This is a genomic window from Helicobacter bilis ATCC 51630, from assembly GCF_000686565.1.
GTDB lineage: Bacteria > Campylobacterota > Campylobacteria > Campylobacterales > Helicobacteraceae > Helicobacter_A > Helicobacter_A bilis.
In genome coordinates, this window is the sequence record NZ_JMKW01000025.1 from 1 (window position 1) to 21,921 (window position 21,921).

Sequence of the window (21,921 nt, forward strand, 5' to 3'; positions counted from 1 at the left end):
ATAATATATCTTATTTAATAGTAAAAATTAATCAAATAAACTACAAAATAGCATTAATGTAGCATTTATTATACAAATAATACACATTATATTAGTGCTAATATATCAATAAAGTAATAGATTTTAATATTTAAAATAATGATAAAAACTTATTTCAACATAAGCAAAGAAAGTAAAAAGGGGAGGCTGATATGTTTTTGCGTAGTCAATTTTAAAAGTAAAAAGGTTAATGTTAATAAATACTCAAGTTTTTAGTTAAAGGAAAAAATGCAAAAACAAACAAGTCTAAGGATTTTTGGTAACATTAAAAAAATTGCCACATATATTACTATGAAGTCTCTTAAACACGCAAGTTTATGGAATGTAGATTCTAAAAAACTATAAGAAATTATGCAATTCATTTGCCTTTTTCATCCATGCTATGAGATTATCCCATTCTTCTTTTGCGACATACTCTTTTGCTTCAGTAAAATGCTTTTCAAAGTCTGTGAGTGAATGCAATAGATGGGCTTTATTATGTTTAAAAATATCTTTCCAAGTGATAGGAGAGCTATTTGCAAGACGCGACATACTACGGAATCCACCGCCAATCAAAGCAAGAATATTTTCTGGTTTTTCTTGTGCTAATACCGTGTTTGCAAGGGCAAAGCTTAAGATATGCGGCAAATGTGAGATATAGGCGATATGCTCATCATGACTTGCAGAATCCATTTTAATGATTTGCATACCAAGATTCACAAAAATCTCTTTTGCAAAGGCGATTTGAAACGCACCACTTTTGTCTATATCTGTAAGGATTAGAATCTTATTTTTAAAAAGATCTTTTTGTGCTGCCTTTGGACCGCTATGCTCTGTGCCACTCATAGGGTGTGCGCCGACATAATTTTTACGCATTTTAGATTCTATAAGCTCATGTATAGCATGTTTTGTGCTGCCTAAATCAATGATAGTTTGCGTTGGGGTAAGATCGCTAAAAGCATTTACAATCGGTGCTACAAAATCAAGCGGCACAGCGATAAATATCACATCACATTGAGAGATCTCTTCCATACTCGCACACTCATCAACAAGCCCTAGAGACAATGCCTGCTGCTCGTGCAATGCTGCCTTATCATATCCCAAAATGCGTTTAAACATTTTTGTTTCTCTTAAAGCTAATCCTAATGACCCACCTATAAGCCCTAAACCGATAATGCCTGCTTGCATACTTTTCCTTATCTAAAATCTCAAAACAGAAAGGATATTTTGCCATAATTTCTAGGAAATATGCTTATTTTGACAGCAGTGCTTTACAAAAAAAAAAAAACGATGTTATAATTTCTGGTTCTTTTTAAGGAAAGTATTAAAATTTGGAGGAATGCATGTTACGACATAACAAAAGAGTAGTGGGCGTTATTTGTGGGTTGGCTTTAAGTATAGAATCTATGCAGGCTTCTGGCTTTCGTTTAACAGAGCAAAGTTTAAATGGCACAGCACTTAATTCAGCGTTTATCGCTGGGGCTTATGGAGCAGATTCTACCTACTATAATCCTGCAAATATGAGTTTAGGTAGGGATAGTGATAAACATGAAATAGAGATTGATGGAACACTTCTTTTTATACCGCCATTTCGCTTTAGTACAGGTGATAGAAGCGTATATGAATGTGCCTCACAAAATATATGTAATAAATCAGTAGAAGGCAAGGCATTAACGACAATACAACCGATTCCAAAGTTTTTCTACAAATCAAGAGCTTATGAAGTTGCTTCAAGCTTAAGGACAAACTTCGGAGTTTCTTTTACCACGCCTTCTGGTTTATCTATGAACTGGGATGGTATAGGAGGTGGCTTCCTAGATGATGTAAGTATTGCCATGATGGAGTTAAATCCTGTTGTATCTCTTGCGTGGAGAGATTTTATCTCATTTGGTGTTGGCTTTCGTGCAATCTATTCATTTGGAAGCTTTAATAACACCTTATATGTGCCTTATAATGCTATCGGCGGTGCTTTTAAGGGAACTACAAAGGTAGAACAAACCTCTAATGCTAAAGGCTTTGGCTTTGGATATAATCTTGCTTTAAGTATAATGCCATTTGCCACTTCAAGTGTAGAATCTTTGAAAAGTCTCACACTATCTAGCACTTATAGAAGTAAAGTCGGTATTGATATGAATGGGAGTTTATCAGCCCTAGCGCATGTAAGTCAGTCTGGTGCAAATATGGGAACTGTGAATATGGATGCTGGTCTTATGCTGAATGCTGATATGCCACACATACTGAATGTAGGTATATCACAAGATTTTGGTCGATCTAGGGTAGAATTTGTCTATGAGCGGACATTTTGGGGAAGTGCTAGAATCTTTGATTTTCAATATGCAAATCAAAGATTCTATAATTTAACTGGTGCTTTAGCCGTTTTGGGTGTAGATTATGTTGCGGGTATGATGAACTCTGCCGATTACTCCGCCGTTGCCTATGGAAATGGCTGGAAAGATTCTAATGCGTATCGCTTGGGATATACATATTTTGGGGAATCTTATAAGATTATGGGAAGTATCGCCTATGATGAGACACCCGCCCCACAAGGTAAGTTTGGCATACCTGATGCAAATGCGTATATGTTTGGCTTAGGCTTTAGGAAAAGATTCTTAGATGATAGGCTAGATTTAGGTTTGGCTTATTCACTTGCACTAAAAGATAATAGAAAAAGCTTTATAGTCTCTCATGATGGTTTTGGGCAGTTGCATTTGCTTACCATCGGTGCTAAGTATTTGTGGTAGTCTATACACTAGGTAATACCCCATTGAATATAAAGATATATTAAGATAGCATAGCGGCTTATTTTACCAAGTGTGATAAAAATCCAAGTTGCTATTTGATTATATTTATACAACCCAAGAAGTAGCACTAAAATATCCCCAATAAATGGCAGGAATGCAAAAAATGCGTAAAGATAGCCATATTTTTGCAGATAGGGTCGATAAGATTCTATTCTTTTATAAGATTTTGGGAAAAACTTTCGCACAGCGGAATCGCCACCAAAATATGCAATATAATAGGTGCTTAAACTCCCAAGTATATTGCCTATACTAGCGACAATTAGCACAATATAGGGATTAAAATCAAATGCAATAAAACCGATAACAAACGCTTCAGACCCAAGTGGCCAAAGAGAGCTGGATATAAAGCAAACAAGCAATAACCCAAATAAACCATAATCATAAAAATTCATACACACTCCTGCTTTAATCTTAGTAATCGTTATTTCTTGTTTTTTGTTGTGTGGTAAATAAATCTGTAAAATACATGCCATGTTTATTTTAATATTTTTTTTAGAATCTTTTAAACTTTTAAAAAGCACTTTATAAGACAATAATTAACATTAAAATATGCTATGTGTTACATGCAATTTAAAGTTGTTATTATCAATCAGCTAAAAAGTAAAGCCTTTAGATTTCATAAATTGACACTTGCACCACATACACCAATTTAAGTTTAATTACTCAAATTCAAATAAAACATTAACCTACTCAAAAAGCTAAATGCAGTTAGATTCCAAATGATTAAAAGCTATTTGTCCTAGAAATACACCTAAAATTTAGGCAATACTCCATCATTAAGATTAATGGTTTGCACATCACCTATAAGGGCGGTGCTAGATTGTGCTGCCATTTTGATTTCTCTCTCTTCGTTTCTATCTACAAAAAGCGTGTATTTGCTATTGTATTCAATCTTTATTGTGCGTGTTTCACCATTGCGATTCTTTGCTAGAATGAGTTCTGCTTCATGCACTTCTGGGGCTTTGTATTGCTCCTCTATTTCAACACTAGAATCTTCGCTTTTACTCTTTTTCTGCTTTGCGATTCGATTTCTTGACTCCCTTTCTTTATACACCTCATCGCGATATAAAAATAAAATCACATCAGCATCTTGCTCGATAGACCCACTCTCGCGTAAATCCGACATAATCGGTCGTTTATCATCTCTTAGCTCTAAGGCACGATTAAGTTGTGATAATGCAACAATGGGGATTTTTAACTCACGGGCAAGATTCTTTAATCCGCGACTAATCTCAGCGATAATCTCATGTCTAGCCGCTGCATTCGCATTTGACATGCCCGACATAAGCTGGAGATAATCAATCATAACAATGCTTACACTAGGGTCTTTAATCTTTAGCTTCCTTAGCTTTGTGCGGAGTCCTGCAAGGCTTAAATGTGGGTTATCATCAATATAGATATGTGTTTCACAGAGTTCTTGAGCGGATTTTGAAAGCTTTGTAAATTCATTATCGTCCATACTACCTGAACGCACATTTTGCAGTGGCACCATGCTTTTTGCAGAAAGCATTCTTGTCATAAGCTGTTCTGCTGGCATCTCAAGGCTAAAGATTGCTACACCTTTTTGACTGCTTAGAATCTTTAAGGTCATGCTAAGGATTAGGGCAGTTTTACCCATCGCAGGTCTTGCACCAATGACTATTAACTCACCTGCATTAAAGCCTGTGGTAGCGTTATTTAGCTTACTAAAGCCTGTATCTATGCCTTTTAAAGCACCATGCTTTGCTTGATTCTCTTTAATAAGACGCATGGTAGATTCTACAACTTCATAGGCATTTTTAAACGCATTATTTGTATCTTGTATGCTTAGGGCATAGACTTTTTGTTCTATATCTGCAAGGATATTTTGTGCGATAGAATCTGGCTTCATACTCTCATCTCGCATAAAGCTTGCTAGAGAAAAAAGATTTCTTTTAATAGAGCTATTTTTAATCATTTTGACATAGGTATCTATGTCTGCAATGGGCGATTCAGCAGCAATTAATGCAATATCATCAAGGCTTACTTTCATGCTTTTTTGCATTTCTATACAAAGGAATTCTGGGGTAATGGGCGTCTCATTTCTATGCAGATTCTCACATGCCTTAAACATTTCAACATGCAAGGGCAGTGAAAAATCTTGTGCGACTAAGCTATCACATATCTCATCAAATTTATCTGGACTAAAAAGAATCGCAGATAGCACAACCCTTTCAATCTTGCTGTCTAGCTCTTGCATGTTTTTCCTTTGCTTTGTGTTAGTAATGATAGCTGTTACAATACAATTTCATTGTGGTAATATGATAAATAGAGATTATGTTACATGTATTTCACATGCAATATTTAAAGCCTTGTCGTGCGTATAGAATCTGTTACATCTCTTTGTGTAACTATCTTTAGATAGTCATTATAGATTTGCTTATAGTTTGGCAAAATCTTTTCATTTAGCTTTGTAAAAGGATAAATGCTAAAATTCTTTCTATTTTTATCATAATAAGTATAGATGATATGTGTATGCAGGTCATGCAAGGTTATCTTCTTGCTTTTAGAATCTTTTTTGATTTTTACTCCAGCAAACATTCCAACGCGTTTTTCTAAGCCTTTTTGTGCAGAAATCATATTGCCAAGCGAATAGATTACAAGCGTGTTATTAATCCACTCAATAGGCTGCACGACATGGGGATGATGACCGATTATTATATCCACACCAAGTGTTGAGAGATAGTGTGCAAACTCTTCTTGCTCTTTATTTGGCTTAAAATCATACTCATTGCCCCAGTGCATTGAGACCATGAGTAAATCCACTTTATTACGCACATTTTCTATGTCTTTTTTTAGCATTTCCTTACTATACACATTGACTAAATATTCTTTATTCTTTGGGATAGGTATGCCATTTGTGCCATAAGTGTAGGCAAGTAGCGTATAAGTTATGCCATTTTTTTCATAGATTTTTGCTGTGTTTCTTTCATTTTCACTTATATAGCTTCCAGCGGCAATCACAGGCTTTTTACTCCAATACTCTCGTGAGTTTATAATTGCTTTTTCGCCGCGATCTAGTGTATGATTATTTGCAAGTGAGATGAGATTAAATCCTAGATTAATCATGCAATCGCCAAATTCCTGCGGTGAGTTAAATGCAGGGTAGCTACTTAGCCCTAGCTCTTTTCCACCTAGAATTGTCTCTTGATTATAAAAAGCTAAGTCATATTGTGAGATAAGTGGGGCTGTATGTATAAACATTTTACTAAAATCATAGCTAATTATAGGCTTTGTTTTAGAATCTTTTTCTTGTGGCAATGTATATTTTGCGTCATTATATACTGCGGTATGCAAAAGTGCATCACCACCCATTATAAGTGTGAGTTCATTATTTATCTTAGATTCTATAACTTTAGAATCTTTTTTTATCTCTTGCTGCTTTTTCTCTTTATCACTACAAGCTATGAAGCTAAATATATAAAGGCATAGAAAGCATGAGAATATGAGATTATAATTTCTAGTTTTATTTGTGATGATAGGCATGATATTCCTTAAAAATTATGGGGTTATTATTTTAAAAATGTGTGAATTTTAGTAGTGTTTTATTAACAAAATATTATGGTTTTATCTTTTAATCACAAAGATTCTAATACTAGTTTTCATGTCTTGCAAATATTAGAATCTATATAAAAGTAATGCTATATCCCTAGATTCTGTTCTAGCCCAAATGCAACATCAAGTATTGTTTGCTCACTAAAGGCACTGCCTATAAATTGCATACCTATGGGTAAAGGCGATTTTACGACCGGAAGGCTTATGGCTGGAAGTCCTGCAAGATTCACACCGATAGTGTAAATATCGCTTAGATACATTTCAAGGGAGCTTTTTGTAGCATTAAATGTTGGGGCGACATTGGGGGCTACTGGAAGCAAGATTGTATCACATTCGCTAAAGATACTTGCGTATTGCTGTCTTATGAGTTCTCGCACTTTTTGAGCTTTAAGATAGTAAGCATCATAATAGCCACTACTTAGCACAAAAGAGCCTAGCAAAATGCGTTTTTGCACTTCATCGCCAAATTGTGCGCGTGTTTTGAAATATAAATCCTGCAAATTCTGCCCCTCTATACGACTGCCATATCTCACACCATCAAAACGCGCAAGATTGGCACTTGCCTCTGCCATAGCGATAATATAATACGCACTTATATGATGCGTGGTATCAAGCATTTGTGCTTTTATGATGCTATGCCCCATATCTTCTAGAATCTTAATCGTGTCATAATAGGCTTTCTGCACCGCTTCATCTGCCTCTTTCACAAAGTCTTCTAGTATAGCAATCTTTAGAATCCTTTTAGGATTAAGCTTATCAAAGGTCTTTGTAGGTGCAAGGTTTGCATTTGTAGAATCTCTCTTGCAAACTCCGCTAATAATATCAAGCAAAATGCTTGCATCTTCTACATTTTGCGTAATCGGTCCAATCTGCTCCAAACTTGAGCTATACGCCACAAGTCCATAGCGAGACACTCTACCATAAGTAGGCTTTAAGCCCACCACACCGCAATAGCTAGCAGGCTGTCTAATGCTACCACCTGTATCACTACCTAAACTGGCTATGGCAATCTTAGCGGCAACTGCTGCGGCACTCCCACCACTAGACCCGCCCGGCACACGACTTGTGTCAATTGGATTTTTCGTGCGACCATAGCAGCTTTTCTCAGTCGTGCTACCCATACCAAACTCGTCCATATTTGCCCTGCCAAACGCACACATATTAGAATCTTGCAGTTTAGTAACAGCAGTTGCACTATATGGCGATACATAACCATGCAAAATCTTACTCGCACAAGTGAGTTTAGAATCTTTTACGCAAATATTATCTTTTATTAGAATAGGAATCTTGCCTTTATCATTTTCGTTTAATTCAGGCGTCTCTATATAGGCGTTTAGTTCTTGTTTTGCTTTAATATCTTGTATCATTTGTTCTTTAAGAGATTCTATCTCATTAGCATGTAATGCCATAGCTTGTTTAAGTGTTAGCATAATATTCCTTTATAAAAAGATGAAATTATAACAAAAATTTAAGAATTATTTGGTCTTATATGCTTTTTGTGAAATGTGAGAGTGTGATATAATTTGATAGCAAAACTCTAAAATAATCGTTTATTTTTTTTAGTATGACTTTATTATCTAGCTTTTCTAAATTATAAGCTTTTAACTTTTTTAATATACTAACATCATTCACACTCAAAGCAAGAAGAATAGCGGTATTTATAGCTTCCCTGCCTAGCCTTCTCTCTAGCTCCACTATCATAGAATCATTAACTTGCATACTATCCTTTTTAATGATTTTTTCAACAACAGATGAGATAAGAGTCATACCAAAGCCCCAAAACACAGAGCCTAACTTCTTAATGCGTGCTATATCCTCCCCAATATCCCCTTCAATCTCAATATAATCTGCATTTGCATTAAGGCTTTCTGCTAATGCTTGAATGGCTTCTGCTAATTCTTTTTTATTATCTATAAACATGAGAATCTCCTAAAATCAAATATGAATATTACCATATATTGTTAGAATCTAGCCTTATTTTTCTCACTCTATTGGCGCGCGATATACAGGTGAAAGACTATTGTTTTTATATGATTCTAAACATTGACACCAAATATTTTCACTTCTTTCTTTTATACTCATGTTTTTGCATGATATTTTTACGATTTGAAGCCAGTATGGACTTAACAAATCTTCAAAGCGTCCCATTTTACACGAGCATACCATGCTAAATCCGGGTGGACCCGGGATATCTCTACATATCTCATTAATTGTTCTCCAACGCTGAAAAATACCAGATCTACCTCCTCCAATGACTTTAAACTTTTGTATATAATTTTTATAATCATACACTTGGGCTAAGATATTTTGCGTGTTTTTATTCTTAAATGTAAAAGTTTGCTTTGTAATCATAGTTTTTTTTATCGACTCTCATTTCTGTGTATTCTACAACTATTTGTTTCAAAAATGCCTGATAGCTAGAATCCCTAATAAACTTTGCCGCTTCATCACCATGAATAACCTTGTGATACACATTTGACTGCTGTGTATCTTTGCTAAAAATGTAATCTCTTATTTCAATCATATTGAGATTCTTTGTAAAATAATATGTATCAAAATAGTGTTTTGGCACAGAAGTATCATAGATTTTTGTCTCACAATCACTCTGCATACGCAGTTTATTGTATTTACTCTCATCTTTTTGCATTAGCTCGGAATAAGAACACGCATTGGAGCATAGAATTAACATTATAAAAAGCATTGTTTTCATTTTGCACACCCATATAATGTATCAATAACGAATACAACTTTTAATGTTGGCATTACATATCTTTCCTTTCTTTTCTCCGCATAGCTTCTTTCTCTCTTTTTTCTAAGATTCTATCCTGCATGTATTTATACTTCTCTTCATGTTTGAGTAAATCTAAGTCTTTATAAAGCCTTTTATACGCTTTTACTACATTAAGAATAGCTGCTGCCACACCATAGCCAAGCCCCACCCATATAAGCCAATAATACCCAAGCCATTTATATAATAGATAGCCTATCCCAAGCCCTAAAAGCACTGCTACAATCATTGAGATTCCAAGTGATAGGTCATTAGCACTGCGAGTTAGAGTCTTTATCTTGCCATCTTTAGAATCTGCGTTTTGTTGTGTTGTCTCTTTGGTGATTTTTGCAGATTTTGCAGTATCCGTTTGTTCGGTAAGCACAGATTCTAATCTCTCATTATCTTTCATTTCGTCCCCTTACATTAATGCTTGAGATTATAGAATCTAGCTTTTTTGAATTTATGTTATCTAAAAACTCTTTAGCTAAATGCGATTCTGTAACACAATAGCCTTTATGCTGTATAAATACAATTCGCTTTTGTTTTAAAAGCATTGTGAGTTCTTTTTTTACGCCTTTCTTACTCATGGATAGCATTTTTGCAGACATATCATTAACTATGAAATATTCATTTTTGCTATTTAGCTTTGCGATGAGATTATATACTGCATTTATATCTCGTGCTATAATTAAATCTAGCTTGCCATCATTTCGCACTTTTACTACTTTTGCTTCGTACTCTTCATAAAGATTTAGTGGATAGCTAAGTGTATTGCTGTAAATCATTCCATGATAATAATGCGGTAAAACTACGCATAAGATTCCAATAGGTGAGCTAGAAATAGTCCATATTTTCACATTTTTATGTAAAAGATTCTGCGTTTTGCAGGGTTTAAGCAGGGGATTTATATCCTTTTTTGCGATTAGCCTTTTCATTTTATCCTGCGTGATACGCACTACTATATGCGTATGATTTGCGTATTGATGGATAGATTTTGTCGGCATGAAGATATCTTTTGCAAGCCCAATATCAAGAAAAAGTCCATCTTTATTGCTATCTCTAATCTCAAGCCTTGCAATCTCATTTAGCATGGCTAAGGGCTTTTTAGTCGCGGCTAAGATTCTATCGCTAGAATCTGTGTGGATAAAAACTTCTATATAGTCGCCAATTTCTTCATTGCCATTCGTGTAGGCGTTGGGTAGTAATACAATTTTATTCAAGTCTAGATTCTGTAAAAATTCGCCCTTGTCTATGCAATTTGAACGATTGAGTGAATTGGAGGGATAGTCATTATCGCTTAGATAACTCCTATCCTCCAATTCACTCAAAGCCTCCAAAGCCATAGAGCAATCGCTAGAATTTGTGGTTTTGTTTGCGTGGTTTGCTGGTGCGGATTCTAGAATCTCTACCACTTGAGTAGGTGCAGGGTGCAAGGGTGCAAAATTATTAGAATCTAAATTCTGTTTAGATTCCGTATCCTTGTCATTTTGAGTGTTAAGCAAAAAATCTTTTTTAGATTCTATATTAGATGTTTCGCTTCGCTCAACATGACAATTTGTTATAGAATCTAATCTCTTGTTGTTTTGTGCCTTAATCTCCGCAGTCTGCCTAAGTGGCGTAGAATCTAAACTATCTTTTCTGCATGGTTTTGCCAAATAGATTCCATGTTGAGTTTTTTTTACAACACAGAGTGTTTGCATAGTGCCGATACAATCTGCTAAATCATGTTTAGCTAGACTCTCTTTTACATGTGTTTCTTTTTCCATGTTGTATCTTGTGCTTTTTTGCTTATACACTACTGCTCTCCGCGTAACTGATAGGTAATATCCCCCGCTCCAAGCCCGATTATTATACCCTCACTCAATGTCTCTATAACGCAATTTTTAGAATCTAAAAGCAATATTTTCTCTTTATCTCGCTTGATTTTACTTGCAAAAATGGGCTTATATTCACTAAAAAGTGTGACAAAATCAAAGTTAATAGGCTCTTCTCCTGCCGCCCAAACAGGCAGTATGACTAATCTATCACAATCCTTAAAGCATTTACAAAAAGCTTCTAAATTATCACGCAAACGCGAGTATTTATGCGGTTGAAAAATCGCTGTGATTTTATAGCTATTTTTAGAATCTTGTTGTAATACCTTTTGTGCTTCTAAAAGTTTTGCGTATTTTTTTGTGGCTTCAAGTGTGGCGACAATCTCTGTTGGGTGATGTGCGTAGTCATCGATAATACATGGGGTATTGTCGCTTAGATTCTGTAATATATCAAAGCGTTTTTTAATCCCTTTAAATGCTAAAAGATTGTTTTTAATCTCTTCGAGTGGTAATAAATCCATTGCACTTAAGACCGCTATACTTGCATTCAACGCATTATGATAGCCAATCCCATAAATGCTAAAGCGACCTAAATCTTTGAGTGTAAAAGTCGTATAGGGGAGTAAATCTTTCAATTCATAAGTGATATTTTGTATATCAATGTCTGGGTAAAGGCAGATAATCGCACTTGATTTAAAGCCAGAATCTTTTAGTCTTACATAAAGATTCTGTAGAATCTCACACTGCATATTTAGCACGACTTGCTGCCCTTGCTGCATAAAAGAGAGATAGGCATCTTGAAGTTTTTTAAAGTCATTATCATAGCTTTCTAAATGCTCGGCTTCTGCATTAATCACTATGCTTTTATATGGATTTGAGTTAAGGAAACTTTTATCACTCTCATCTGCTTCAAAGACTAATAAATCATCTTTAGACACTCTCACATTTGAGTTAAACTCTTTGCTAATCGCCCCAATAATCGCCCCGCTATGTGGCAAAATAGCGGCTAATATCGCACTCGTGCTAGACTTGCCATGTGCCGCACAAATGCTTAATACCCTCTTTTTGCTTAATAGAATCTTTAAGGCTTCCTTGCGAGATAGAATCTCTTTATTTAGCCTTTTAGATTCTATAATCTCAATATTAGAATCTTTTATAATTGCTGAATGGATAATCAAATCTTTATTGGCTATCACTTCCTTATTATGCGGTATGTTGATGGCTATACCCTCATCTCTTAGCGTCTGTGTGATTGAAGTGTCTTTAATATCTGAGCCACTTACAATAGCCCCTTGTGCCTTTAAAAATCTAGCCAATCCACTCACACCAATCCCACCAATACCGATAAAATGCACTCTAAGTTGATAAAAATCCATAGCAAACCTTAAATTTATTTAAATCTTATTTCATAGCTTTTAAGCCCATAATAAAAAGCAAAATTATAATATCTTTTTGTGTTTTTGTGAGATTGTTACACTAGAATCTACTTCCCACAAAACCCATAATGGCTAAACATTTTTTCTAGTAAAGATTCTATTAAGTTATACACTTCTCTAAAGCCATCATCACTATTGCAATAATATGGATCTGGGACATCTACTCCATTATCAAAATCGCCTAATTTTACCACCTTTTCCTTTGGGAAACCTAACGCTAAAATATCCCTTTTATTATTAGAATCCATTGCTACAATAAGGTCAAACTCCATATCACCATAAACGCTAATAGGGCGAGATTTCTGCATAGATATATCAATGCCATTTTCCTTTGCTATGCGTATAGATTGCCTGTGTGGTGGCTCTCCGCGATGAAAGGCACTCGTCCCACAAGAATCTATTTTTAGATTCCATTCAAACCTATCATTCATGCTTCTTGCTATGCCTTCTGCTAAAGGCGATCTGCATATATTTCCTAAGCATACAAATAAAACACTTTGTAATTTCATGCGTTTTCCTTGCAAAAAAATGCTAGAATTATAGCAAAAATTTTTCTTTCATTAAGGGTTATTCGTGGCGATTAGTATCCGCATTTTATTCTTTATTGCACTTGTGCTGCTGCATGTCTTTATCTATTATATGCTGTTTAAAAATATTTCTACAAGCCCTGCTATAAGGCATGTCGGCAAACTCATTGTAATTTGTAATTTCCTTTGTATTGTTGTATTTTTAAAGCTATATCACACACATATTGATTCCATGCTTTATACGATTTTATCAAGCACACTTGGGGTGTTTTGGATAAGTTGCAATATCGCTTTGCTTGTGTTTATTGCGACTTTGTTTATACGATTTTCTTTTGGTGCATTTGTGCTTGAAAGGGTGCAGATTCCAATCATTTTAATAGCTTGGTGTGCCATCATTGCTTTAACACTTTTAAGCTTTTATTTGAATGCCAAAGAGCCAAAGATAACCACCACGCAAGTCTCACTGCAAGGTATCACAAAGCCACTAAATATTGCCGTATTAACCGATATGCACATCGATGTCTTAATGGATAAAAAGGCAGTCGCAAAGATTGTAGAGCAGACTAATAGCACCATGCCAGATATTATCCTGCTTGGCGGCGATATTGTGGATAATTACTATCATATCGTAGAAGATTCTGTAAAAGAGTTAGCAAATCTCAAAGCAAAGTATGGAATCTATTATGTGCTAGGCAACCATGAATATTACTATGATACTTATACGATTATAAAAGCACTCAATGATTTGGGTATCACAACGCTTACAAATCAGGCTATGGTCTTGCGGAATCTTGGCTTAAATATCGCAGGAATTGCGGACTTAATGGGAAGTAGAGAGAAGTTTAAAGATAGTGTGTTAGTCCCAGATTTAGAAAAAACACTAGCCTATACAGATAAGCAATACCCAACGATACTACTCGCACATCAGCCAAAGGTTTTGAAATTACTGCAAGGTGAAGACATAGGACTTGTAGTAAGCGGACATACACATGGTGGGCAGATATTCCCATTTCATTTATTTGTATTGCTAGATCAGCCATTTTTATCAGGATTACATTCATGGGAGCATAAAGGTAAAAATACACAAATCTATGTTAGCAATGGTGTAGGCTGGTGGGGTATGCCTATGCGATTATTTGAGAGAAGAGAGATTAGCTTATTGCAAATCATTCCGGGGTGAGATGTAAAATGTAGATTGCAATTTTAGGTCTTATTTGCACCAATATAATAGAGTTATTGTTTGTGTTATTCTATTATGCTGATTGGCTATGATTTTTTATAAGCTAATCTTCAATGTGAAATAATTTTTTACATCGCCTTTTTAAAGATTGTTGCAATCGTTTTAATCTGTTTCGTAGCTTAAAAGATTTTATATGTTTTTGTAAAGATAGGATAGATTCATAGAACATATCTTCTTGCTTTTTCATATATGAAGAATAAATATCTTTATAGAAAACAGGTGTATCATGGGCTATTTCCCACCATTTATTTTTATAAATACAAGTCTTTATCATATCATTTTCTATGTAAGGCTGTTGCCATGGCTTTAATGTCCACCCTGTATAATGCAAGATTTTCATGTTATTTTTTACTTGCATATATTCTTCATATGTAATTTTCATCACAATATTGTTATCTTTGCCTTTAAAATCCTGTCGCTTATACTTTAAAAGCTCAACAAAAAAATTCCACTCCAATGGCAAAGCACAAATATGATCACCCAATACCGCATTCAACGCATCTTGGTCGAGCAAAACCGGGACATATTGCTCAAACCATTCAAGACACTTTTGTTCTACATTATACTTCCTATATTGTTCCACATCTATAAGCATTAGCCCAGAGTTAAAGTATGTGGAAGCATTAAACACAAACTCATCACCAATTGCACTATTTCTTTTTAGCACACAATATTGTTGATGATCTGGAACCAACACAACGCCACATATTTTCCCTTGCAAATCTGTATAAAAAATCTCTCTAATATCTGCCACACATATCATATCAACATCAAGATATAGGCAAGTTTTAATATCTTGCGGTAAGCAACTCGCTATTTTTAATCGAAAGTATGCAAGATAGTTATTATTTAATTTTGGCAAACCTTGAAATATAGAATCCGATAGCGTATAAACACGAAATTCGCATGGATAAATTTTATTCAATTCTATTTGAAAAGCTTGTAGTTTTTGCTGTGTTTCATGTTTTAAACCATCAGTTAATATATGAAAGCAGAATGGCTTTTGCCAGTCTTGTGTTGTGGATTTATTATCGCTTTGGGGTGTGTTGTTTATCTCATCTGTTATGTTAGTAACAATGATTTCACTATCAGGTAGGGGTTTGCCCCCCCCCCCCCATAGTAATATTTTCGGCAACATTTATACTCTCACCCTTATCATATTGAGTATTATTTGCTGCATTTTTTACAATGCTATAACATAAAGGGGCAAGATATTTAATATAATTGTCATTAGCACAAAAAACTACATGATACATATAAAATCTCCGTTTCTTAAAATAATGCAGTATTATAGCAAATTATGCGTTGAGGATTGCATAAAGATATGTCAAACCTACAAGTAAGAATTTCAAAAAACTTGCAAGTAGATTCCATGACACTCAACCAGCCAGTATAAAACCATACCAGCGGATATATAAAGACATAAAAGACGAAGTTGTAAAAACTACTCCAACAATTCTTGCACTGTTTCAGAAAGCTTTCTTGCTTGGTCTGCATCAACATTTAAAACTTGTCCAACACCTTTTAGCGTTTGCTCAAACATCTTTTCATCCATTTTTACAAGGACATATAGCATAGGTGGTGTTGCTCGTTTATCAGTCCATTTTTCAGCTATTTCTGTTTTCTTCAGATCGGCTTCTACCTTTTGTCTTGCTACTTGCTGACTATTGGCTGATATTTTCATGCCATCATTTTGCTCCAAACTTTCAATGGCTTGTTGAATCTTTGCACTAACTTGTTGTGCGATTTCAGCACGCGCTTGCATTGCTGCTTGATTGACCGCATAGTTTAGATTCCCATCTAAAATTTTTGCAGATCCAATTCCCACTACTACTGATCCAGCCTTTTCCTTTGCAGCCGACATACTATTCACCCATGCAGGTTCATTACTATTTGAAGTAACTTGCCCTTGTTTATCGCCACCACAAGCCACCAAAAAAGCAGCCAAAGCCAAAGCACATAATCCTTTACTAGTAACTGATACTATTTTCATATATCTCTCCTTAAAAAAATTAGGCTTTATTTTACAACAAAAATGATAAAATAGCGACTTTATTTTACACAAATTTAATTTTAAGGATTCTAAAGAGTTATGAAACAGCACACATTGCTTATAAAATGCCAAGATACTAAAGGTTTAGTATTTAAAATCAGTTCGATTCTTTTACTACATCAGCTAAACATAGAACAAAACAATGAATTTGTAGATAAGATACATAATACTTTTTTTATGCGGACAGAGATTAGCGGTGAGCTAGATTCTAAAATGCTTCTTGCTGAAGTGTGTGCGGCATTACCTAGTGATGCAGAAGTGAGACTTTCCACACAGGATAAGAAGTCGATAGTGATTTTTGCGACAAAAGAGAATCATTGCTTAGGTGATTTACTCATACGGCATAATAGCGGTGATTTAGACGCAAATATTTTAGCGGTTATTAGCAATCATGCGAGTTTAGAAAATCTTGTAGAAAAGTTTGAAATTCCATACTATCATATAGAATCAGAGGGTATCTCAAGGCAAGAGCACGAGACAAAAGTCATTGATCTTTGCAGGACTTTAAATCCAGATTTTTTAATACTAGCAAAATATATGCGTATTTTATCGCCTACTTTTGTGGAGAGCTTTCCAAACCAAATTATTAACATTCATCATTCATTTTTGCCCGCATTTATCGGTGCAAATCCCTATAAACAAGCCTATGAACGCGGTGTAAAAATCATAGGTGCAACCGCTCATTTTGTAAATAATCAACTTGATGAAGGACCTATAATCTCGCAAGATACTATACAAATTGACCACAGCTACACATGGCAAGATATGCAAAAAGCAGGACGAGATGTAGAAAAGGTGGTTTTAGCCCGTGCGTTAAAATTAGCTCTTGAGGATAGAATCTTTTTGCATAACAACCGCACGATTATTTTTTAATGTAAAATTTGGGCGTAGATTCCACTATATTTTATAACCACCAATTACCTTGTGATCCCACATTACCATAGCTTTCACTTAAAACCCCACACACTAAATCTGATACTTAGTGTTGGCAAAACAACACTAACCATTCATATCAACATTAACATGCAGGTTTTCAAAAGCGTTTTTGTATCGCTGTATAAAGTCTGTATGAGCGTTAAACACACGCATACCATTGAGACGATTTGCATTAATGATAAAAGGTTCTGTGCTGATATTGCCACTTTTATTTTGCATAGAATCATCAAAAATCTTTTTTTCTTGTGGGTGCAAGTTTTTTGAGTTTTTCAGCTTTTCAATATCAGCTAATGGATATAGCTTTTGGACTGCAAGCATTTTCTCCGTCTCTGTCATGCCCGCCGTAGCCCTTAGCCATGCTTGATACTCTTGATCACTCATTAATTCTAAAATAGCTAATCCATAAGTCTGCCTTTTTGTCTCAAAGCCATTAGATTCTAAGAGTTGCTCCTCATTATGCTTTGCTGCAATGCTATTTTGTGTGCTAACCTCTCGCTTGATATAGTGCGTATTGGCATTATATAAGCCTAAGTTGTTATTCAGTTTGGTATCAATCATTTTCTCGTCCTCTTTAGAAAAATATTGCACAGAATGCGTTGTGTATTGCAAGCAAAAATAATTCCTAAATTTTTAGAATTTTTTAGGCTAATAAAGGCTTTTTGTTAATACTTTAAGGGGTATAATGTGTCTGCAAATTAACACGAAAAAAGGAAAATAGCATGGGAATATATGATGATGAGCTCGATAACTTTGATACAGAATCTGAAATGGACGAAGATTCACTAGATTATGATGATGATTATGACATAGATATGGATTACGCACAATATGATGATGACGATTATGAAAGCCCAGATTTAGACTATGATGAAGAATAAATTTCATAAAGGATAGATATGCCAGAAGTAAAGCAAAATGGAGTAAAGATGGCCTTAGTGCAGCAAAGTTATGTGTTTGATTTAGTGAAGAGTAAATGCGATGGGAGACTAGATTCTAAATCAACAAACCACGCAAACAAAACCACAAATTCTAGCGGTTGTTCTGTGGCTTTGACTAAATTAGATAGCAGGAATCATCTAAACGATAATGACTATCCCTCCAATTCGCTCAATCGTTCAAACTGCATAGACAAGGGCGAATTTTCACAGAATCTAGATTCTAAAAACCCCACAGCCCACTTAGGCATAGGTGAAAATCTAGAATCATGGCAAAAAGAACTCTCAAATAAAATGAAAGAAAAGACAAAACAAGCAATCATTGAAGCAAGTAAAAACGCAGAACTGATTCTGTTGCAAGAGCTACACACAACGCAGTATTTCTGTCAAAGCGAAGAGACAAAATATCTCGCATTCGCACAGGATTTTGATGAAAATGTTGTATTTTTTAGCACCATCGCTAAGGAATGCGGCGTTGTGCTTGTTACTTCACTTTTTGAGCAAAGGGCAAGGGGGCTTTATCACAACACAGCGGTTGTGTTTGAAAAAGATGGCAGCATAGCAGGAAAATACAGAAAAATGCACATTCCAGATGACCCGCAGTTTTATGAGAAATTCTACTTTACGCCCGGCGATCTAGGCTTTAATCCCATTAAAACGAGTGTTGGGAATCTTGGTGTGCTTGTGTGCTGGGATCAGTGGTTTCCAGAGGCAGCAAGGATTATGGCGTTAAATGGTGCGGATATGCTGATTTATCCTACGGCGATTGGCTGGTTTGATGCAGATTGTGAAGCGGAGAAAAAAAGGCAGCTTGAGGCATGGCAGACAATACAAAGGGGACATGCTATTGCTAATGGACTCCCCCTTGCAAGCATTAATCGCGTAGGCTTTGAGCCTAATCTTCAGGCAGAAGGTGAGGGTATCCGCTTTTTTGGTAATAGCTTTGTATGCGGTCCGCAAGGCGAGATTCTAGCACAGGCAAGTAATGATAAAGATGAGATTCTATACGCTTTTATCGATTATGAACGCACAAAATCCGTGCGAGATATCTGGCCCTTTTTCCGCGATAGACGCATAGAGCATTATCAGCCACTTTTAAAGCTATATGGAAACTAAAATGTCTTTGAGATATGGGTTTCTTGCTAGATTCTATAACATTTTAGATTCTATATTTCTACCCAAAATGTGTAGTTTGCCTTTGTTTTTAGCATAATGCGTTGTCACTATTCCCCTTGCCATTTGTAAAATCTCTGCAAGGCTCAAATCCGCTTCTTTATATTGCGGAGTGAATCCAAGCCATACAAGCCCTTGAGCCATTGAAAGAACATGAATTGGCCTTGTGTTTGCTTCGATATGAAAATCTGTTTTAACATAAACGCGTACTTTTCTCAAGATTCTAAGATTATTAAGCTTGGGGATAGAATCTTGTAAAAGCTCTTCAAACTCACATTGATTTATGCCTAAATCTTTTTGAGAATGCTTTGCTGCTGCTAGGAAAAACTCTGTTGAGTTATACGAAAATGTGTCTAAAAACTCTAATAAATGCAAAGATTCACAAAAGCACTTTTTAGCCTTTTGTGTCTTAGTATCATTATGATAGCCTAGAGTCTTCATATTGCATTCTCTAAGCCAAAACTGCATACTAGGAAAAGAGATTTTCTTGTGTGATTTGCATTTTCTCCCCTTTGTGTGTTTGCTACGCGAAGTTGTAGCAAAGAGTTTTAACAGCGTTATGACAAAGCAGTGAAATGAGCCAATGTAAAATGTGGCTTGAATAAAGTTTCTATAATCATTTTCTATAATCATTCAAGCAGGAAATAAATCATACGCGACTTAACTTCTTGACTTAAAGAAAAGTAAAACATGCTTGACTTTTTTTTGTAGAATACGCTCTCCAAAGTAAAAGGTTTTTTAAATTCAAGTTAAAGGATTGTTGTATGTATTGCAAAATAGTAAAGGTTGGCATACAGATAGGGTGTAGTATAGGTGTTTGCATGAGTTTATCAGGTTGTTTTGAGAAGCCAAAGCCAAATATACCTGAATTTCAACCAAAAGCATTGAGCGAAAATTCACGAGGGATAACTATGGCAAGCTCTAAGGCATATCATTGTAAGATTGTTGGTGAGATGGAAGGGCATGATGAGGTGAGAGGAAAGGTAAGCCATGTTACAAGAGAGAGGATACGACAGGGTGCGATTAATGATTTGAAAAATGAATTGACTTATGCTATTAAAGATGGGCAGAAAGTAATGATTCACATTTCAAAAGAGCAAATGAAATGCCGGGCATATCCAGTAGATAAAAAAGGCAAGGTTATCCCAAAATCACATCTTAAAGAAATGGATTGCACAGATTGGGAAGATGTCCCAGAAGATAGAGGGCAAATCATTTCTTACAAAGTGTATGCTGATCTCTATGATTGTGGAGATAAGCAAATTCACTAAACAAAATAGGTGCATTTAATAATGCGGTTGTATGGAACTTTATGGTTTCATATAGCCCTTGCGTATTGTTGGATACGCATTAACTCACGACTACCCTTTATTTCTATCATATTCTCACTTTTCTTATTTTTGATTCTATATTATCCATTTATGTTTAGCGCATTTGATTTTACTTGTTTTTGACATTGATATTGCGTATTTATAGGCAAAATAATATTGCTTTATATAAAGATATTTATTAACTATTTGTTTTTTTTTTTTGTAAATTGCGGCTTACTTTAAATGAAGGGATAAGCCATGCTGAATAAAGCTGTAAAATCTGTTTATAAAAATATGCCAGCTACTTTTAAAAGAAAGCTTCATAGAGCCATAAAAAGTGAAGGGAATCTATACAACACACAGAATCTAATAGATTCTACCGCTCTATTAAGCACACCAATCACAGACAAAGAATTGCAAAAAAAGATTCTAAAAAAGTATCTACAAATTGTAGAAATAGAAATCGCAAGTTTTTGCAATCGCACTTGCTATTTTTGCCCAAACTCACATATAGACAGAAAAAGTAAAAGTATAGAGTTAGATGAAGCTGTGTTTTTAAAGCTTGTCAATAATCTCAGCGAGATTGACTATGATAAGTTTTTGAATTTTCATAGATTCAATGAGCCTTTGGCAAATAAAGAACTGATTTTAAAGCGTGTGAGACAAGCAAGGGAGAGACTGCCAAAAGCAAGCTTCCGCATTTTTACAAACGGCGATTATGCGCAAAAAGAATATCTTGAAGAATTAAGAGATGCTGGGGTAACACATATATTAATGTCATATTACCCTACAAATAAGGACTATGATAGAAATAAAGTTATAAAAGCGATGGAGAAAATGCAACAAAAGCTAGGTTTAGAATCTAAACTTATGTGGAATACTTTAGAAGAATATTGCGTGAGTTTTATCATGGAGGGTTTAGAGATACTTTATCGCTCATGGAATCCAAATATTACAGGACAAAGTAGGGGTGGCTCGCTGGATTTTATGAAACAAAAACGCAATATTCAATCTGGCTGTTTTCAGTCTGCAATGAGTTTTTATGTAGATTACAATGGGCTTGTGATGCCTTGCTGTCATACAAGAAGTGATGAAGAAACACATAAGCCTTTTATTTTGGGTGATTGCAATAAAAATGATATGTTTGAGATATTTTTCTCATCTACATATACAAATCTTCGTAGTGAGCTTTTTGCCAATACCGCTACAACCTGCAATAAGAATATACAAAAGATTTGCCAAGATTGCACAGATAGACGCCGAGAATTGTTTTATGAAATTTCAAACTATTGATGGCATATATACTATTTTTTACGATACAAATAGCCCATGCTT

23 protein-coding genes and 1 pseudogene are annotated in these 21,921 nt (G+C 35.1%); 7 read left to right on the top strand and 17 right to left on the bottom strand.

Going from position 1 to position 21,921, the window contains the following annotated elements:
* Positions 1-378: 378 nt before the first annotated feature.
* Complete coding sequence (locus T368_RS0106115; protein WP_004087041.1) at positions 379-1,206, bottom strand: prephenate dehydrogenase; 828 nt, start codon at positions 1,204-1,206, stop codon at positions 379-381.
* A gap of 155 nt (positions 1,207-1,361) precedes the next feature.
* On the opposite strand from T368_RS0106115, the gene T368_RS0106120 reads away from it, so the two are divergent.
* Positions 1,362-2,759 (top strand): OmpP1/FadL family transporter, encoded by a 1,398-nt coding sequence (locus T368_RS0106120; protein WP_027338368.1) that lies wholly within the window; start codon positions 1,362-1,364, stop codon positions 2,757-2,759.
* Positions 2,760-2,767: 8 nt separating this feature from the next.
* Here T368_RS0106120 and T368_RS0106125 read toward each other — a convergent pair whose 3' ends face one another.
* The 11 genes and pseudogenes from T368_RS0106125 to T368_RS0106175 form a co-directional block, all read right to left on the bottom strand.
* Positions 2,768-3,211 (bottom strand): YqaA family protein, encoded by a 444-nt coding sequence (locus T368_RS0106125; RefSeq protein ID WP_004087045.1) that lies wholly within the window; start codon positions 3,209-3,211, stop codon positions 2,768-2,770.
* 359 nt (positions 3,212-3,570) lie between these two features.
* Complete coding sequence (dnaB, locus tag T368_RS0106130) at positions 3,571-5,037, bottom strand: replicative DNA helicase (RefSeq protein ID WP_004087047.1); 1,467 nt, start codon at positions 5,035-5,037, stop codon at positions 3,571-3,573.
* A 104-nt stretch (positions 5,038-5,141) separates the two neighbouring features.
* Entirely contained in the window at positions 5,142-6,323 is a 1,182-nt protein-coding gene (locus T368_RS0106135; RefSeq protein ID WP_004087049.1) for a CapA family protein, read from the bottom strand.
* Positions 6,324-6,478: 155 nt separating this feature from the next.
* Positions 6,479-7,822, bottom strand: coding sequence for an Asp-tRNA(Asn)/Glu-tRNA(Gln) amidotransferase subunit GatA (gene gatA, locus T368_RS0106140; protein WP_004087050.1), 1,344 nt, complete (start codon positions 7,820-7,822; stop codon positions 6,479-6,481).
* Between the two features lie 55 nt (positions 7,823-7,877).
* Positions 7,878-8,312, bottom strand: coding sequence for a hypothetical protein (locus T368_RS0106145; RefSeq protein ID WP_004087051.1), 435 nt, complete (start codon positions 8,310-8,312; stop codon positions 7,878-7,880).
* 63 nt (positions 8,313-8,375) lie between these two features.
* Positions 8,376-8,744 carry a hypothetical protein gene (locus T368_RS0106150; protein ID WP_004087052.1) on the bottom strand — a complete coding sequence of 123 codons (369 nt, stop codon included), beginning with the start codon at positions 8,742-8,744 and terminating at the stop codon, positions 8,376-8,378.
* Positions 8,716-9,093 carry a hypothetical protein gene (locus T368_RS0106155; protein ID WP_138160876.1) on the bottom strand — a complete coding sequence of 126 codons (378 nt, stop codon included), beginning with the start codon at positions 9,091-9,093 and terminating at the stop codon, positions 8,716-8,718. The genes T368_RS0106150 and T368_RS0106155 overlap by 29 nt, the downstream gene beginning before the upstream one ends.
* Positions 9,094-9,154: 61 nt before the next feature.
* Positions 9,155-9,571, bottom strand: coding sequence for an AtpZ/AtpI family protein (locus tag T368_RS0106160; RefSeq protein ID WP_004087054.1), 417 nt, complete (start codon positions 9,569-9,571; stop codon positions 9,155-9,157).
* Positions 9,561-10,571, bottom strand: a pseudogene (locus T368_RS16655) (S1-like domain-containing RNA-binding protein); the annotation flags it as partial. The pseudogene T368_RS16655 and the gene T368_RS0106160, both read right to left, overlap by 11 nt.
* Before the next feature lie 386 nt (positions 10,572-10,957).
* Positions 10,958-12,352 carry a UDP-N-acetylmuramate--L-alanine ligase gene (gene murC, locus T368_RS0106170; RefSeq protein ID WP_004087057.1) on the bottom strand — a complete coding sequence of 465 codons (1,395 nt, stop codon included), beginning with the start codon at positions 12,350-12,352 and terminating at the stop codon, positions 10,958-10,960.
* Positions 12,353-12,459: 107 nt separating this feature from the next.
* Positions 12,460-12,921 (bottom strand): low molecular weight protein-tyrosine-phosphatase, encoded by a 462-nt coding sequence (locus T368_RS0106175; protein ID WP_004087059.1) that lies wholly within the window; start codon positions 12,919-12,921, stop codon positions 12,460-12,462.
* Between the two features lie 64 nt (positions 12,922-12,985).
* Here T368_RS0106175 and T368_RS0106180 point away from each other — a divergent pair, with 64 nt between their 5' ends.
* The gene (locus tag T368_RS0106180; RefSeq protein WP_004087063.1) at positions 12,986-14,119 is read left to right on the top strand and encodes a metallophosphoesterase; all 1,134 of its coding nucleotides are present in this window, start codon (positions 12,986-12,988) and stop codon (positions 14,117-14,119) included.
* Positions 14,120-14,222: 103 nt separating this feature from the next.
* Here T368_RS0106180 and T368_RS0106185 read toward each other — a convergent pair whose 3' ends face one another.
* The 3 genes from T368_RS0106185 to T368_RS0106190 form a co-directional block, all read right to left on the bottom strand.
* The gene (locus T368_RS0106185) at positions 14,223-15,317 is read right to left on the bottom strand and encodes a glycosyltransferase family 8 protein (protein WP_027338369.1); all 1,095 of its coding nucleotides are present in this window, start codon (positions 15,315-15,317) and stop codon (positions 14,223-14,225) included.
* Positions 15,268-15,435, bottom strand: coding sequence for a hypothetical protein (locus T368_RS15900; RefSeq protein ID WP_005218509.1), 168 nt, complete (start codon positions 15,433-15,435; stop codon positions 15,268-15,270). The genes T368_RS0106185 and T368_RS15900 overlap by 50 nt, the downstream gene beginning before the upstream one ends.
* Positions 15,436-15,623: 188 nt before the next feature.
* Positions 15,624-16,172 (bottom strand): LPP20 family lipoprotein, encoded by a 549-nt coding sequence (locus T368_RS0106190; protein WP_004087068.1) that lies wholly within the window; start codon positions 16,170-16,172, stop codon positions 15,624-15,626.
* A 99-nt stretch (positions 16,173-16,271) separates the two neighbouring features.
* Between T368_RS0106190 and purU the strand changes: the two genes are divergently transcribed.
* A complete protein-coding gene (purU, locus tag T368_RS0106195) occupies positions 16,272-17,105 on the top strand; it encodes a formyltetrahydrofolate deformylase (RefSeq protein ID WP_004087069.1) in 834 nt (277 codons plus the stop codon).
* 126 nt (positions 17,106-17,231) lie between these two features.
* Here the strand turns inward: purU and T368_RS0106200 are convergent, their stop codons facing one another.
* The gene (locus T368_RS0106200) at positions 17,232-17,726 is read right to left on the bottom strand and encodes an HP1233 family protein (RefSeq protein WP_004087070.1); all 495 of its coding nucleotides are present in this window, start codon (positions 17,724-17,726) and stop codon (positions 17,232-17,234) included.
* A gap of 161 nt (positions 17,727-17,887) precedes the next feature.
* On the opposite strand from T368_RS0106200, the gene T368_RS16145 reads away from it, so the two are divergent.
* Together T368_RS16145 and T368_RS13425 are read left to right on the top strand one after the other, a co-directional pair.
* On the top strand, positions 17,888-18,046 hold the full coding sequence (locus T368_RS16145) for a hypothetical protein (protein WP_004087071.1): 159 nt from the start codon (positions 17,888-17,890) through the stop codon (positions 18,044-18,046).
* Positions 18,047-18,397: 351 nt separating this feature from the next.
* A complete protein-coding gene (locus tag T368_RS13425; RefSeq protein ID WP_138160878.1) occupies positions 18,398-19,219 on the top strand; it encodes a carbon-nitrogen hydrolase in 822 nt (273 codons plus the stop codon).
* Between the two features lie 33 nt (positions 19,220-19,252).
* On the opposite strand, the gene T368_RS16665 is transcribed toward T368_RS13425, so the two are convergent.
* Positions 19,253-19,909 carry a hypothetical protein gene (locus T368_RS16665; RefSeq protein WP_230455635.1) on the bottom strand — a complete coding sequence of 219 codons (657 nt, stop codon included), beginning with the start codon at positions 19,907-19,909 and terminating at the stop codon, positions 19,253-19,255.
* Positions 19,910-20,040: 131 nt separating this feature from the next.
* Between T368_RS16665 and T368_RS0106220 the strand changes: the two genes are divergently transcribed.
* Together T368_RS0106220 and T368_RS0106225 are read left to right on the top strand one after the other, a co-directional pair.
* Entirely contained in the window at positions 20,041-20,547 is a 507-nt protein-coding gene (locus tag T368_RS0106220; RefSeq protein WP_004087074.1) for a hypothetical protein, read from the top strand.
* 297 nt (positions 20,548-20,844) lie between these two features.
* Positions 20,845-21,879 (top strand): radical SAM/SPASM domain-containing protein, encoded by a 1,035-nt coding sequence (locus T368_RS0106225; RefSeq protein WP_004087075.1) that lies wholly within the window; start codon positions 20,845-20,847, stop codon positions 21,877-21,879.
* The last annotated feature ends 42 nt before the right edge of the window (positions 21,880-21,921 follow it).